Origin of the sequence: Paenibacillus sp. RC73, assembly GCF_044908085.1 — a bacterium.
Taxonomy (GTDB): Bacteria; Bacillota; Bacilli; order Paenibacillales; family Paenibacillaceae; genus Paenibacillus; species Paenibacillus terrae_A.
Genome location: NZ_JBIYCV010000005.1, coordinates 317,162 through 331,615, shown reverse-complemented (window position 1 = coordinate 331,615; position 14,454 = coordinate 317,162). Strand labels below are relative to the sequence as shown.

The following is a 14,454-nucleotide window of genomic DNA, read 5'->3' as shown; positions in this document are numbered from 1 at the left end:
TCAAAGGAGTTGATATGTTTTGACACGTAACAAACGCTTAAGAAGATTGTCCACCGCCATGTTAACGGTGCCTATGCTCACGATGTTTGCTTCAGGTGCAATGGCCGAGCAGGAAATGAACGGACATAAGTCTCCGGTTTCTACTGGAAGCGGCGTGTTTTATGAAATTTATATTAATTCTTTTTATGATTCGAATGGAGACGGACACGGTGATTTGAAAGGAATTACACAAAAGCTTGATTACTTAAACGACGGCAACCCCCGTTCGGGCAAGGATCTGCAGATCAACGGCCTCTGGCTCATGCCCCTAAATCCGTCTCCAAGCTACCATAAATACGATGTAACCGACTATTATCAGGTCGATCCGCAATATGGGAATCTGAATGATTTCCGCACCTTGATGAAAGAAGCGGACCGAAAGGGCATCAAGGTGATTATGGACCTTGTTATTAATCATTCGAGCAGTGAGCACCCTTGGTTCAAAGAGGGCAGCGTCAACCCGCAAAGCAAATACCACGACTATTACGTATGGGCGGATAAGAACACAGATCTGGATGAAAAAGGCTCGTGGGGACAACAGGTATGGCATAAGAATCCGAATGGTGAAGGGCATTTCTACGGCACGTTCTGGTCGGGAATGCCGGATTTGAACTTCGACAATCCCGAAGTTCGCAAAGAAATGATCAAGGTCGGGAAGTATTGGCTACAGCAAGGTGCAGACGGGTTCCGGCTTGACGCGGCGATGCACATTTTTAAAGGACAGACGAAGGAGGGTGCCGAAAAAAACATCGCCTGGTGGAATGAGTTCCGTTCCGAGATGGAGAAGGTAAATCCAAATGTATATCTAGCGGGGGAGGTATGGGACAAACCGGAGACAATAGCTCCTTACTACGGACCACTTCACTCCCTGTTTAATTTTGACATGGGCGGAACGATTTTGAACTCTATAAAAAATGGTCAGGATCAGGGTATTGCGACATTCGCTGAGAAAACACTGAAATTGTATAAATCGTACAATAAGGCGGCACTCGATGCTCCATTCCTGAGCAACCATGACCAGACCCGTGTCATGAGTGAGCTGGGCGGGGATGTGCGAAAAGCCAAGCTGGCCGCTTCGATTCTTTTGACGTTGCCAGGGCAGCCGTTCCTTTATTACGGGGAAGAAATCGGTATGAAGGGAGAGAAGCCCGATGAGTATCTACGGGAGCCTATGCGCTGGTACAAAGGAGATGGCCCCGGTCAAACGACGTGGGAGGAACCCCAATACAACACAGGCGAAATATCGGTCGAAGCGCAGCTAAGGGACAATGATTCCCTGCTGGAAAGCTACCGCTCGCTCATCCGTCTGAGGGAAGAACATGAAGCCCTCCGCAGCGACAGTTTGGAACCGATCCAATCAGGTTCTGCCAGCGTAACTGCATTTAAACGCACTTCAGGCAAAGAAACATTGTATGTATATCATAACCTGTCCGGAGAGCCGGTTACCCTGCAGATCAAAGATTGGGATAAGGGCAAGTGGAAAGTGGTCTTCTCCACCTCGAAGGATATGAAGGCGAAGAAAGGAACGGTCGTGATTCCAGCCTACAGTTCTCTGATTACCAAAGAAGACAGAAAAGCTGAACATACGTAAACTAACCGTTCAAATGAAGCGGGATATATACCGATGAATTCGTGTTGGGGTGTTTCAGGAATAGGGCATCTACATTATTTATTCATTTTGTATAAATAAAAATGAACCAGAAACGAACGATCACATCCTCATCTAACCCCTGATTCCTGAAGTTTTAAGAGAATTAGGCAATCATTTAAGACAAATGATATAACGATCTACAGTACAGTTACTGCATAATTGGTTTACACCCTATCAAATTAACCGATATATGGCATTGGCTTGAAACTAAGTTGGTCAATTCGTTCATTGGAAAGGAAGAGGAATAATGCAAAAACGAATACTTGGGAAAAGCGGTCTGAACGTATCCGCAATCGGTCTCGGCTGTATGGGAATGAGCTATGGCTATGGACCTGCTCTGGATAAGCAGGAAATGATCTCCGTTATTCGAGATGCCGTTGAACGTGGTGTTACTTTTTTTGATACCGCTGAAGTATACGGACCATATACCAATGAGGAGCTTGTCGGGGAAGCACTACTTCCTGTTCGGGATCAGATAGTCATTGCAACCAAGTTTGGCTTTAACATTCAGGATGGCAAACAGGCAGGGATGAACAGCCGGCCTGAGCATATTAAGAAGGTTGCCGAGGAATCCTTAAAACGTCTCAATACCGACGTGATTGATCTCTACTATCAACATCGTGTTGATCCCGATGTGCCAATCGAGGAAGTAGCAGGAGCAGTGCAGGATCTGATCCGGGAAGGAAAAGTTAAGCACTGGGGTCTATCCGAGGCTGGTGTGAAGACGATCCGCCGGGCACATGCAGTTCAGCCGCTCACTGCAGTGCAGAGCGAATACTCTCTGTGGTGGAGACGTCCTGAAGAAGAGCTTTTGCCAACTCTGGAGGAGCTGGGTATAGGTTTTGTTCCGTTCAGTCCTCTAGGTAAGGGATACTTAACGGGGAGCTTCGATGCCAGTACCTCCTTTTCGAAGGGAGATTTTCGCAATACTCTTCCGCGCTTTACGCCGGAGGCGCTTGAGGCCAACCAGGCACTCGTAGATCTGCTAAAAGAAGTAGCGGAGCAGAAAAATGCGACACCTGCCCAAATTGCACTGGCCTGGCTGCTCTCTCAAAAACCGTGGATTGTTCCGATTCCGGGTACACGTAAATTAAGCCGCCTGGAAGAAAACTTGGGAGCGGCTAATATAGAACTTACCTCGGAAGATTTGATGAAAATCGATTCTGTTGCATCAAAAATCATACTGATGGGTGACCGATATCCAGAGGAATTGGAAAGAAGAACAGGCCTCTGAGTACTCAACGACAGGAGGATTTCATATGAACAAAGTAATTCTGAACAATGGTGTTGAAATGCCAATACTTGGTTTTGGTGTTTATCAAATTAAAGATGCGAATGAGTGTGAACAATCCGTTTACGATGCTATTATGGCAGGCTACCGTCTGATCGATACAACCATTCGGAGATGTGTATGGTTCCTGGCGTGCTATGGAGGAATTGTATCGTGAGGGAAAAATCAAAGCCATTGGCGTGAGTAACTTCCAGATGGACCGTCTGGTTGACTTGATTGTCCATAATGAAGTCACGCCTGCAGTAAACCAGGTCGAAACGCATCCTTTCTGTCAGCAAATCCATAGTGCTGAACTTATGCAAGAGTACAATGTTCAGATTGAGTCCTGGGGACCCATTGCCGAAGGAAGAAACAATATGTTTCAGAATGACGTTTTAACATCACTGGCTCAAAAGTACAACAAATCTGTTGCGCAGGTCATTTTACGCTGGTTGACGCAAAGAGAAGTTGTGGTAATTCCAAAATCGGTTCACAAAGAAAGAATTATTGAAAACTTCAATATCTTTGACTTTGAATTAAGTCAGGAAGATATGGAGAAGATGGCAACGTTAGATACAAAACAAAGCAGCTTCTTCTCGCATAATGATCCAGAAATGGTCAAAGCGCTTGGAAACAGAAGATTTGAGGATTAGTAGCTTCATCTCTATAACACGAAGTGCATTCAATACGCTTCACCTGAAGAAGAGAAGAAGTATACTTTTTCTCAAAATGTCGAGAATCCCCGTCTTTTTGAGACGTGGGTTTCTCGACATTTTGAAGCCTCAACAAAGAGAATTAAGCGTTCAGTATCTATAATATTTTTCCTTAAGATATTTGATGTCTGCCCTAGGAGGAGAACCAAACATTCGAGAATATTCACGGCTAAATTGAGACGCGCTTTCATATCCCACTCGAAAAGCGACATCAGCGGCATCTGCTGACTCAGATAATAGGAGACGGCGGGCCTCTTGCAAACGCAGTTGTTTTTGAAATTGAAGAGGGCTCATAGCGGTTACTTCTTTAAAGTTCCGGTGAAATGAGGAAACGCTCATACTGGCTAATTCGGCAAGCTCCTCGACCCGCAAAGACTTATCATAATGATGAATAATTTGTTCAATAGCCTCCCTGATTCGGTACGAGCTGCTTCCCTCCATTGCAATCTGTCCCAGTGTAACCCCATATTGGCCCTGTAGGAGCCGATATAGTATTTCTCTGATAAACATAGGAGCTAAAAACGGTATATGCTTCGGATTGTCCAGCAGACGGGCTAATCTAAGGATTGCATCCATCAGATCCGACTCCATCTGGCCGACAAATAAAGCCCGCTTCAAATTTTCCTTAGGCATTGGCTGAATTTCCAAGTCGTTTAAAATCTCTAAAATCTGGTTCTGTGTAAATTCAAGCTTAAAACTTAAGTAAGGGTCATCAGGCGAAGCTTTAATCACCTGGCCAACCACCGGCAGATTCATGGATGCAATCAGGTAATTAGCAGGGTTATATGTAAAACGTTCCTGTGCCAGAAATATTTCTTTCGAACCTTTAGTTATAAAACAGAAGCTCGGCTTGTAGACTCCGTAGTCTGGTTCAGTCGTGTTGGAATAGCGGATAAAAAATAAAGAAGGGATCGCCGTCTTCTGAACTCCCTCCCCAAGGCAGTGACGCTGAATCAGCCCGGCAAGTTCATTTTGCTGCCTACTTATTACCTGAGACATGAAGTACCTCCTTATTCGTTGATCATGTTCATTATAAGCCATCAGTATTTATTATAAAAATAGCCGTAAGAGAATCAGGCAATTATTCAAGATAAATGTGATAACGGTTTGCTCTGCCATTGCTGCATAATGAGTTTACACCCTATTAAAATAAAAAGGAATGCAATATATAAACGGTGTATTTCTTTATATAATTATAGACGAAAGTTCACCACAGCCTGGTAATGAATAAACCTGAACATAGTGGATGAAAAATCATTTTTATTAAAATGGCTGATTGAAAATATGTGAACAAAACCCTTTAGCATCGGAGTTGAATACGATGGAAAAATTAATCCAGTGGTATGAAAAAAGCCTGATTAAAAGGCTGGAAGTGCTCATCGATTTGGAAAAAGATGCTACTTTTAAAGAGATGTATCTGGAGTACTTGAATCAACTCCAGTCCAAATAAAGTGGAATCCGATAAATTACAAAGTATGCGGAGGACTTAAGGGAACAAAAAGGTCTATACGTCTGAAAAATGAAAAACACAGCAGATAACAATGTATAAATGATCTTATATTTTGGCGAAATACGTTCTTGTGTTATTGAGATCAGATTATAATGCTTTAAATCATAAGCTAAAGTAGGGAACTTTGTGTCAATGTAAGATACGGTCGATTAAAACCGGAATTCTGTATGAAGAACGGGTGTAATATCGGTTGTCAGCTTTTGTGCGGTTTCGTTCTCTTTTATTCAACTCTGCTGAATAATCAAATTATTCTTATACTGCTTGGGAGTCAGGCCCGTGATTTTTTTGAATACCTTAGTGAAATAGCTTTGATCGTGAAAGTTGAGCAGGGAATAGATTTCGCTAATCGATAGGTCAGAGTAGACGATGAGATTCTTGGCCTCTTCGATTTTTTGGCGCTGGATATAGGCTTTTAGGGTCTCCCCCGTCTCTTCCTTAAACTTGTTGGACAGATAGGAGGGGCTGATCCGCAGCTGCTTGGCCAAGGATTCCAGCGTCAAGTGTTCATGCAGGTGGTTGAAGATATAGTCCTGACATAGCAGGATCGTCTTCGAGAAGCTGGAGCGGTTGGCTTTGGTGACCCGTTCGGCAAAATCGGGCAAAATCTCTTCCAGCATCTTGGTGATGGAATCGATCTTCTTTAGCTCTTCGATATGCTGGATATAGGCATCGCTCAGGTTATAGGCGATTTCCGGGTAGAGTCCGCCCTCGATGGCCGCTCGGGTCGCCAGGGTCACTGCTGTAATCAGAAGATTTTTCTTGTTCCGCAAGGAGTCTTTTTTGGACAAGGTTCCGTAGCTGCCTTCCTGGGAATGCAGCTTCATGTAATACAGCATTTTTTCAATATTTCCGGTTTTAAGATGCTCCCAGATCTTCCTCTCGGCCAGAAAGGAGCTGTGGTAATCGCTGTTCTCCCGCTGCTCGATAATTTTGAGTTCAATCAATTCAGAGATTAGGGAAGGATTCAGGTTCTCGTTATCCTGTTTGACCTTATTTAAGGACAAGGTTTCGTTGTAGAACAGATGATGCAGCAGGATCGCGGTATTAAACAGCTGGTTCGTATCAAAAGCATCCTGCTGTTCGAATGGCTCAATCAAAGTGTTTGTCGAGACATATTTTTCGGCATGCGGCCACAGAATGATCCGTTCATTCTCATGCTCTGGATGGGGGAGCATGGCAATAATGTCCTCACGGTTATTGATATAAACCATCTGTACCGGCTTGCTCAAATTCAGGGAGAATAAGTGGTCAATCAATGTCTGAGGCAGCGTCTCCCGGACCATCAGAGAAGAATAATTATTGCTGAAGGTCTGGGATCTTTCCCAGCCTTTTTTTATAAAGAAGATCGGAATATGGGTCGCGTTATAGACGAGCTTGCAGAGGGTTTCTAGGTCTCTTTGAGATGGGTTCATGGTGTTCCTCTCCATAAAAAAAATATAAAATTACAACTTCTCCTTAAATAATACCATAAATCATGAACAAATATATTTAAACTGTAAACAAATAAAACGCTTTCCGAGTTGGGGCAAGGTTTTAATCAAGCTCTAATGTTAAGAAGATTTGAAAACGCTTTTAGGGGGGATGTAAAATGGCAGTGGTAGAAGCAGACCTGAAGAAGGGTAAGCAGGCTGTAAGCTCAAATCAGAAATTGTCTTTGTTGGAGAAAGTAAGTTACGGTTTAGGGGATGCGGGTTCCAACTTGATTTACACAGTTATTACGACCTACTTGACCTTTTACTTTACGGACGTGTATGGACTCGGGGCGGCTGCGGTCGGTACGCTGATGCTGATCGCCAGATTCGTCGACATGATCGACAGCCCGATCTTCGGGGTACTGATTGACAGGACCAATACAAAATGGGGGAAATCAAGACCCTGGATTCTCTGGTCCAGCTTTCCTTTTGCAATCGTTTCCATACTGCTCTTTATGGGGCCAGAATTAAGCGCTTCCGGCAAACTTGCATACGCTTACATTTTTTACATCGCGGCGAACGTGCTGTATGCGGCTGTCAATAATCCACTGACGACGATGTTGCCAAGCATGTCGAGCGATGTCCAGGAGAGAACCGTGGCCAATACGTTCCGTATGATTGGTGGACAGGTTGGCGGCTTGATCGTTAACCTCACGCTGCTGCCTCTGGTCGCCTACTTGGGTGCTGGGAATCAGCAAAAAGGCTTCTTCTATACGATGACGCTCTTCGCTATTGTGGGATTGATCCTGTTCATCGTCACATTCCTGAACACCAGAGAGCGTGTGCAGAACATCGCCGGACAGGACCAAAGCCTTTCTGTGAAGGAAAGTCTGAAAGCGATCAAAGGAAATCGTCCGTGGATGGCCGTTTCTCTGCTCGGTATCGTCTTTTTCCTGATGTATATCATGAAGCTCTCCGCAGGCATTTATTACATGACATACACCTTAGAGAAACCTGAAATCGTTTCCTTGGTAAACACGCTGTCGATGGTAACGGTGCTCGGAATGCTGGCGGTTCCTTTCTTGTCCAAACGGTTCAGTAAAAAATCGCTGATTATCACAGGTATTGGCATCAATATTATCGGGCAGCTCATTATCTATGTGGGTGGACACAATGTCGCCATGATCATCTTGGGAACGATCGTCGGCGGTATCGGTTTGGGACTCCCAGGCGGATTGCTGTTTGCCCTTATGGCAGATACGGTTGATTACGGCGAATGGAAATCGGGTATCCGCGCCCAAGGTATTCTTGTCTCGGCTGCCGGTATCGGGATCAAGCTTGGCTCCGGTCTGGGCAGCGCCATTCCGGCCTGGCTGCTTGCAGCCGGCGGGTATGTCGCCAAACAAAAGCAAACCGATTCTGCATTGCAGATGATTACGCTTAACTACATTTGGCTGCCGATTGTCTTCAGTGTATTGTCGATTCTGATCATGGTCTTTATCTACAGGTGGGATAAGCCTCATGATGAAATTGTGGCCGAATTGGAGGCTAGAAGAGCTCAAGTGTAAAAATACTGGTATAAGAGATGGAGTTGCTCCCCGGAGGGAGAGGTCCCATCTCTTGTAACAACAACAGGATAGGAGAATGCTTATGTATCTTGCAATCGATATAGGAGGCACCTTTATAAAATATGCGCTGATGGATTCAGCTGGAACGATCGTGACTAAAGGCAGACAATCAACACCTAGAGTACATTTAGCAGGATTTATGGATAAATTGTGTTCCATTATAGATGGGCATGATTTGTCTGCGGTTAAGGGAATCGCCCTTAGCTGCCCTGGAACGGTCGATGCGGATCGGGGCGTCATCTACCATGGCGGTTCTCTGCCTTTTCTGCACGAGGTCAATTTAAAACAGGAAATCGAACGAAGATACGGAATAGACGCTTTCGTCGAAAATGACGGAAAGAGCGCGGCTCTGGCCGAACTCTGGCTTGGAAGCGTAAAAAACGCCAAAGATTCCGTGGTGTTAATTCTCGGAAGCGGGATCGGCGGCGGTATTATCATTGACGGTAAGCTTCACCGCGGGGTCAATCTCTCCGCCGGAGAAGTCAGCTATATCATGCATCAATTCAATCCCGAAACTAAGACGGGACAGTACTTTGGACTGGATTGCTCTGCGGTCAACATGATCCGCCGTATTGCCGAAATCAAGAAAGTCGATTCCTCTGACGGAGAAGTGATATTTGAATATATTATGCAAGGGGACGCAGAGGCCAATGCGATTTTTGATGAATACTGCCTGTACCTGGCCATTCAAATATTAAATCTGCAGTACATTTTGGACCCCGAAGTTATCGCGATCGGGGGCGGAATCAGCGCGCAGCCCGTTCTGATTGAACGGATTCAGCGGGCGATCGCCGACGTGAAAGAGGCCAATCCTTTGCATATCGCAAATCCCAAGGTGGTAGCCTGCCAATTCCGCAACGACGCCAACCTGTACGGGGCGCTGTATCATTATTTTGTCAGTAAAGAAAAGCTTGTCAATTCTTAAAGTCAGGTCTGGAAGTAAAATGCATTGAACAAGTCCGCAAGGAGAGTTACGATGACATTATGAATTGGGATTATTGGTTGTAGAAATGGTCCGACATAATCAGCGTTTTGCGGATTTATGTGTATAATATGTAATAAGCCTCAAACACGAAGATCCTTTGATGTCCGTCGAAGAAGGGTTTAATCGTGTAGTAACCAATCTGCAATCGATTTTGACCCGTGAGCAACCGCTTGATATGTGGTGGGCTTAAATCAGGAGTGAAAGGAAAATGAAAATGGGCAATCGGATATATAATGTAGTCATTATCGGTTATGGAGGCATGGGAAGCTACCATGTTCAATTAATCGAACCTATTCAGCAGCTTGCCATTGGCGGTGTATATGATATTGTCGATTACCGAATGGAACTGGCTGCCGCTGGCGGCTATAAAACCTACGAAAGTCTGGAGGCCGTTCTGGCCGATCAGGCCGTGGATATTGTTTTGATAGCAACGCCTAATGACGTTCATAAAGAAATAGCGATCCAGGCACTGCAAGCCGGAAAACATGTCATTTGCGAAAAGCCGGTTACGATAACGAGCACGGATTTCTTGGATATTGTCGAGGTGGCGAAGAAAGAAAACCGCGTATTTACGGTACATCAGAACCGCCGATGGGATGAAGACTTCCGAATTATCAAAGATATGATCGGCAAGAAGACCGTGGGCGAGCTTTTCCAAGTGGAATCGCGGGTTCAGGGGGCTAACGGCATTCCGGGTGACTGGCGGCAACTGAAGGCGTACGGTGGAGGAATGCTACTGGATTGGGGAGTGCATCTGTTGGACCAGCTGCTTCAGATTACGGACAGCCAAATAGAAAGCGTAGCTGCTAAGTTAAGCTATATTTTGGGAACTGAAGTGGATGACGGCTTTACCAGCTTTATTGAGTTCAAGGACGGCCTGACAGCGGTCATTGAAGTGGGTACGACCAATTATGTAAAGCTGCCGCGTTGGTATATTAAAGGAACCGAGGGTACCGCAGTGATCCGGGATTGGGACTTGAGCGGAGAGATCGTCACCCGAAATCCGGATGTTGCTCATGTGGAACCAAAACCGATTCAAGCAGGCCAAGGATTGACGAAAACGATGGCGCCACCGTCAGAGGAATCCACCCTGAATTTTCCAATTGAAAAAATACCTGCGGTAGCAGAAAGCTTTTATGAAAATTTTGTCTCTGCCATCGAAGGAAAAGCGGAGCTTGCGATCAAAAGCGAAGAAGTGCATCGTGTGCTGGTACTGATTGAGACGATTTTTGAGGCGGCAGCAACCAAAAGCGTGATTCGAAGAACGATTTAAATCAGCTCTATTTTCCATTCGCCATAAGTGAGATATATAGGATCCTATATTTTGAGAACCTGGACCGGTTGAGGATTTTTCCGGAGCCATGGGGCACGCGCATGCCATTTTGATTGATGACAGCGGCTTTCGGATCGGCGGCACGGACCCCCGCTGCGATGGAGCGGCCATCGGCTGGTGATCCAGGAACGGGGCATGGCCCTAACAGTACACATTAAAAACACCCTGATCGGGGAGGAACTGTTTTCTTTCCTTCATCAGGGTGTTTTTTGCTGTCACTTTGCCGCCTGAGGCCCGCGGATACCAGGAGGAATAACACTGTAAGATTATAGGAAGAATAGGGGGAATTCAATTTTATTTATAGTATAATGGTTACTTCAATATGGGATGGAAAACAGGGAAAGAGGGAACGGATGCCTACTATACTGGTTGCTGACGATGATGCGAACATTCGCGAACTCGTCTGTTTATTTCTACGCAACGACGGATTCGAAACAGCCGAAGCCGCGGACGGCAAGCAAGCACTGACCGTCTACGCCTCAACGCATGTCGATCTCGTCGTGCTCGATATTATGATGCCGATTATGGATGGTTGGACGTTATGCAAGGAACTCAGAAGAGCCAATCCTGATCTTCCGTTACTTATGCTGACTGCGAGAGGCGAAACATGGGAGAAAGTGAAAGGGTTCGAACTTGGAACGGACGATTATTTGACGAAACCATTCGATCCGTTGGAGTTGACGGCTCGTGTCAGGGCATTATTGAAACGATACCGGATTGGCTCCACACAGACGATTCAGTTCGGCAACGTCATCCTTGATCGGCAGACCTATAAGGTGATGAGAGGGACGGAGTCGCTCACGTTGCCGCTCAAGGAGTTCGAATTGCTGTATAAGCTCGCTGGAACACCCGGACAAGTCTATACGCGTGAGCAGTTGATTGATCAAATCTGGGGGATTGATTACGCTGGAGATGATCGAACGATAGACGTACATATTAAACGCCTGCGAGAACGTTTCGCCACTACAACCGATTTTCGGATCGAAACAGTGCGCGGGCTTGGCTACCGGCTTGAGGTTTACGAATGATCAGATCCTTATATATACGTGTTGTCCTAACATTTCTGGTCTCCGTCATCGTGGGCATAATCATTGCTTTTTTAATTACATTTTGGGTGTTTGAGGAAAAATTGAACGAAAATTTGCAAACCACCTTACTTAACTTTGGTCAGGACATCGTCCGGGTTTACGAAACCATTCCGTTACGTGAAGCGAACTTGTTCGTAAGTGGAATGAAACAACTCGATTCCTATCATATTCGAATTTTCGATGAAACGGGTCAGTTCCAGTCTTACGGAACGCTTAACGGACAAAATCCTGCGACTGTGACGATGGATCAAGTAAAGAAGGTATTGGGTGGAGAAGTTGTTCAAGTCAATCCGAGTACTGTTGCAACGAACCTCTTGGGACTGCCATTAAAAACGGAAATGGGAACGAAAGCGATGTTTGTGGAGCCGCTCACGTCTCCTTCCTCCACTTTTGCCGTAAAATGGTTACTTACTTTTTTGACCTATTCGTTGATCGCAGGAAGCTTATTGATCCTGGTTGCCGCCATATTCCTGATCAGGCCGATCAAAAAGCTGACAACAGCGACCAAGCGAATAGCAGCGGGAGATTTCAACGTAAAGCTGAATATTAAGCAAAAGGGTGAGCTAGGTACCTTGGCTCGCAGCTTCGAAGAAATGATGCACGATCTGCAGCAACTTGAACAGATGCGTAAGGAATTTGTATCGAACGTGTCGCACGAAGTTCAGTCGCCGCTCACCTCGATATCCGGTTATGCTTTGGCGCTCAAACAAGTGGATATTGCAGATCACGAGCGAAGCCGTTATCTCGATATTATCATCGCTGAAGCAGGTCGAATGTCCAAGATGAGCGATAGCCTGCTCAAGCTAAGTTTGCTTGAATCACAGTCCCGGCAACTGCGGCTCATCACCTTCAGCCTTGATGAACAGATCAGACGAGTCATCGTGGCGATCCAGCCGCAATGGTCGGCTCGCAGCATCCGTTTCGACCTCAATTTGAAAGCCGTTCAATTAATGGCTGATCACGATCTATTAAACCAGGTATGGACGAACATCATTGGCAATAGCATCAAATTTTCCATGGATGGCGGCATTATTAACGTCAGCATCAAACAAGATATCAAAAATGTGACAGTCCGAATATCCGATACGGGCATTGGTATTTCCCCCGAGGACCAGAAGCGTATATTCGAACGGTTTTTTAAGGCCGATCGTTCCCACAGTCGCAAGTATGGCGGTAGCGGTATGGGACTTGCCATCGTTAAACAGATCGTATCGCTTCATCAAGGCGACATCCGAGTGGAAAGCGAGCCCGGCCGAGGAACGACCGTCATTGTCACCTTGCCAATCATAGCGCCGACAGATTAGTTAGATTCATATGGCACCATTCGGATGGTCTAAACTGCATTCTCCATGCTACGGCATCATGTGTAAGCTTCCTTGCATGTGACGTCGCAGCATTTTTTGCTTGTTCATACTCCGTTCATATTGTCGTCATAGGGAGTACATCTTCGTCGTATAAGCTATCCTTAACAGCACATATTAAAGTAGCCGAATAAACAGATGAGGTCAGGAGAAGATGAGAGTGGAACACAGAGAGGCCATAAAAAGGAGGGTAGGCACGAGTACAGGTAGATAACGAGCTTCAAAGGTCGCTCAAACCCCTCGTGCATAAATGATGAAAAAAATACTTACCATTATACTTAAATCCATAGGAGTTATAGCAATAGCCATAGTGCTTTTTCTAGCCATTGTTTTTATCGTTAATATGATCTCGAACAAATCGGAGCAAGGAAAAATAGAACCCTATGGCCAGTTAGTACCTGTAGATGGGAAACATATGAATGTTACCATTCAAGGAGAGGGCGAAGAAACAGTCGTGCTCCTGCCTGGTTATGGAACAGCAGCACCAGCTCTTGATTTTAAGCTGCTAGTAGATGAACTATCTCCATTTTACAAAGTTGTCGTGATTGAGCCTTTCGGTTATGGATTAAGTGATGAAACCGAAAAAGAGCGAAGCACTGAGAATATTGTAAGTGAAATTCATGAAGCTTTACAGCAGCTTAATATTGACCGTTACACGCTAATGGGCCATTCCATTGCGGGCATTTACGGACTGGATTATGTGAACAAATATCCAAACGAAGTGAGTGCATTTGTCGGAATCGATAGCAGTGTTCCAACACAAGGTGGGATGGATGTTAAATTCCCAATAAAAACGTTTGAATTTCTTAAAAAATCAGGTCTCTTAAGAATGATCAAGAATCTAAGTGGTGATCCATATGCTTCATTATCATTTGATGATCAAACCAAAGAACAAATGAGAATGATTTCGAATAAAAACGGCAATAATGCCACGACCTTGAATGAAATGGAGCATATTTCTTCTAATTTTAAAGCAGCTGAAAATTTAACATTCCCAAAAAATCTTCCCGTTATATTCTTTTTACAAGCGAATAATACAGATATTAAAGGATGGTTACCACTGCATGAAGAGCAAGTCAAAAATTCTGTACATGGAAAAGTGATGACATTTGAAGGAGGACATTATTTGCACCATACCAGGTCAAAGGAAATCGCTGAAAACTTCAGGGGATTTATGGAAGGAATAAAATAAGTGCGATGAAAAAGGCACCTTCACTATTTTGTACAAATGTATAAGTGATATAAAAACCGTCCTTTGGTAATATCCCCTTCAAGTAGACACTCAAAAAAGTCCACATGGTATCATGTTGAGGAGTTGTGTTTAATAAAACGGTATGATAATATACATTTACTTTAATGATTGGGGTTGAGAAGAATAATGTAGGATTTTCTTGCTGATCTATAAACTAATAAAACATTTAGTGCGATTGGTTTCGCATGTTTTATTGCTTTATAAGCAAGAAA

11 protein-coding genes and 2 pseudogenes are annotated in these 14,454 nt (G+C 44.7%); 11 read left to right on the top strand and 2 right to left on the bottom strand.

Annotated features, from left to right (window positions below; genetic code table 11):
• The first annotated feature begins 19 nt into the window (after window positions 1-19).
• The 3 genes and pseudogenes from ABH897_RS14600 to ABH897_RS14590 all read left to right on the top strand — a co-directional run bounded on the left by ABH897_RS14600 (window position 20) and on the right by ABH897_RS14590 (window position 3,613).
• A complete protein-coding gene (locus ABH897_RS14600) occupies window positions 20-1,630 on the top strand; it encodes an alpha-amylase family glycosyl hydrolase (RefSeq protein ID WP_404592279.1) in 1,611 nt (536 codons plus the stop codon).
• 307 nt (window positions 1,631-1,937) lie between these two features.
• Entirely contained in the window at window positions 1,938-2,924 is a 987-nt protein-coding gene (locus ABH897_RS14595; RefSeq protein WP_404518998.1) for an aldo/keto reductase, read from the top strand.
• Between the two features lie 25 nt (window positions 2,925-2,949).
• A pseudogene (locus tag ABH897_RS14590) lies at window positions 2,950-3,613 on the top strand (aldo/keto reductase).
• A gap of 150 nt (window positions 3,614-3,763) precedes the next feature.
• Here ABH897_RS14590 and ABH897_RS14585 read toward each other — a convergent pair.
• Complete coding sequence (locus tag ABH897_RS14585; RefSeq protein ID WP_404518997.1) at window positions 3,764-4,672, bottom strand: AraC family transcriptional regulator; 909 nt, start codon at window positions 4,670-4,672, stop codon at window positions 3,764-3,766.
• Between the two features lie 322 nt (window positions 4,673-4,994).
• Between ABH897_RS14585 and ABH897_RS14580 the strand changes: the two genes are divergently transcribed.
• Window positions 4,995-5,123 (top strand): hypothetical protein, encoded by a 129-nt coding sequence (locus ABH897_RS14580; RefSeq protein WP_283655958.1) that lies wholly within the window; start codon window positions 4,995-4,997, stop codon window positions 5,121-5,123.
• Window positions 5,124-5,407: 284 nt separating this feature from the next.
• On the opposite strand, the gene ABH897_RS14575 is transcribed toward ABH897_RS14580, so the two are convergent.
• The gene (locus ABH897_RS14575; protein ID WP_404518995.1) at window positions 5,408-6,595 is read right to left on the bottom strand and encodes a helix-turn-helix domain-containing protein; all 1,188 of its coding nucleotides are present in this window, start codon (window positions 6,593-6,595) and stop codon (window positions 5,408-5,410) included.
• A 176-nt stretch (window positions 6,596-6,771) separates the two neighbouring features.
• On the opposite strand from ABH897_RS14575, the gene ABH897_RS14570 reads away from it, so the two are divergent.
• The 7 genes and pseudogenes from ABH897_RS14570 to ABH897_RS14540 all read left to right on the top strand — a co-directional run bounded on the left by ABH897_RS14570 (window position 6,772) and on the right by ABH897_RS14540 (window position 14,182).
• Window positions 6,772-8,163 carry a glycoside-pentoside-hexuronide (GPH):cation symporter gene (locus ABH897_RS14570; RefSeq protein ID WP_404518993.1) on the top strand — a complete coding sequence of 464 codons (1,392 nt, stop codon included), beginning with the start codon at window positions 6,772-6,774 and terminating at the stop codon, window positions 8,161-8,163.
• A gap of 82 nt (window positions 8,164-8,245) precedes the next feature.
• A complete protein-coding gene (locus ABH897_RS14565; protein ID WP_404518992.1) occupies window positions 8,246-9,148 on the top strand; it encodes an ROK family protein in 903 nt (300 codons plus the stop codon).
• An 83-nt stretch (window positions 9,149-9,231) separates the two neighbouring features.
• A pseudogene (locus ABH897_RS14560) lies at window positions 9,232-9,398 on the top strand (sugar phosphate isomerase/epimerase); the annotation flags it as partial.
• 18 nt (window positions 9,399-9,416) lie between these two features.
• Complete coding sequence (locus ABH897_RS14555; RefSeq protein ID WP_283655962.1) at window positions 9,417-10,481, top strand: Gfo/Idh/MocA family protein; 1,065 nt, start codon at window positions 9,417-9,419, stop codon at window positions 10,479-10,481.
• 413 nt (window positions 10,482-10,894) lie between these two features.
• The gene (locus tag ABH897_RS14550) at window positions 10,895-11,569 is read left to right on the top strand and encodes a response regulator transcription factor (protein ID WP_404518991.1); all 675 of its coding nucleotides are present in this window, start codon (window positions 10,895-10,897) and stop codon (window positions 11,567-11,569) included.
• Window positions 11,566-12,933: a sensor histidine kinase gene (locus ABH897_RS14545; protein ID WP_404592277.1), complete on the top strand. Its 1,368-nt coding sequence runs from the start codon at window positions 11,566-11,568 to the stop codon at window positions 12,931-12,933. The genes ABH897_RS14550 and ABH897_RS14545 overlap by 4 nt, the downstream gene beginning before the upstream one ends.
• 307 nt (window positions 12,934-13,240) lie before the next feature.
• Window positions 13,241-14,182: an alpha/beta hydrolase gene (locus ABH897_RS14540; protein ID WP_283655965.1), complete on the top strand. Its 942-nt coding sequence runs from the start codon at window positions 13,241-13,243 to the stop codon at window positions 14,180-14,182.
• Window positions 14,183-14,454: the final 272 nt, after the last annotated feature.

Coding starts and splice junctions, on each gene's coding strand:
- ABH897_RS14595 (WP_404518998.1), top strand. CDS start 1,938: ATGCAAAAACGAATACTTGGGAAAAGCGGTCTGAACGTATCCGCAATC.
- ABH897_RS14540 (WP_283655965.1), top strand. CDS start 13,241: ATGATGAAAAAAATACTTACCATTATACTTAAATCCATAGGAGTTATA.
- ABH897_RS14555 (WP_283655962.1), top strand. CDS start 9,417: ATGAAAATGGGCAATCGGATATATAATGTAGTCATTATCGGTTATGGA.
- ABH897_RS14580 (WP_283655958.1), top strand. CDS start 4,995: ATGGAAAAATTAATCCAGTGGTATGAAAAAAGCCTGATTAAAAGGCTG.
- ABH897_RS14565 (WP_404518992.1), top strand. CDS start 8,246: ATGTATCTTGCAATCGATATAGGAGGCACCTTTATAAAATATGCGCTG.
- ABH897_RS14545 (WP_404592277.1), top strand. CDS start 11,566: ATGATCAGATCCTTATATATACGTGTTGTCCTAACATTTCTGGTCTCC.
- ABH897_RS14575 (WP_404518995.1), bottom strand. CDS start 6,595: ATGAACCCATCTCAAAGAGACCTAGAAACCCTCTGCAAGCTCGTCTAT.
- ABH897_RS14550 (WP_404518991.1), top strand. CDS start 10,895: ATGCCTACTATACTGGTTGCTGACGATGATGCGAACATTCGCGAACTC.
- ABH897_RS14570 (WP_404518993.1), top strand. CDS start 6,772: ATGGCAGTGGTAGAAGCAGACCTGAAGAAGGGTAAGCAGGCTGTAAGC.
- ABH897_RS14585 (WP_404518997.1), bottom strand. CDS start 4,672: ATGTCTCAGGTAATAAGTAGGCAGCAAAATGAACTTGCCGGGCTGATT.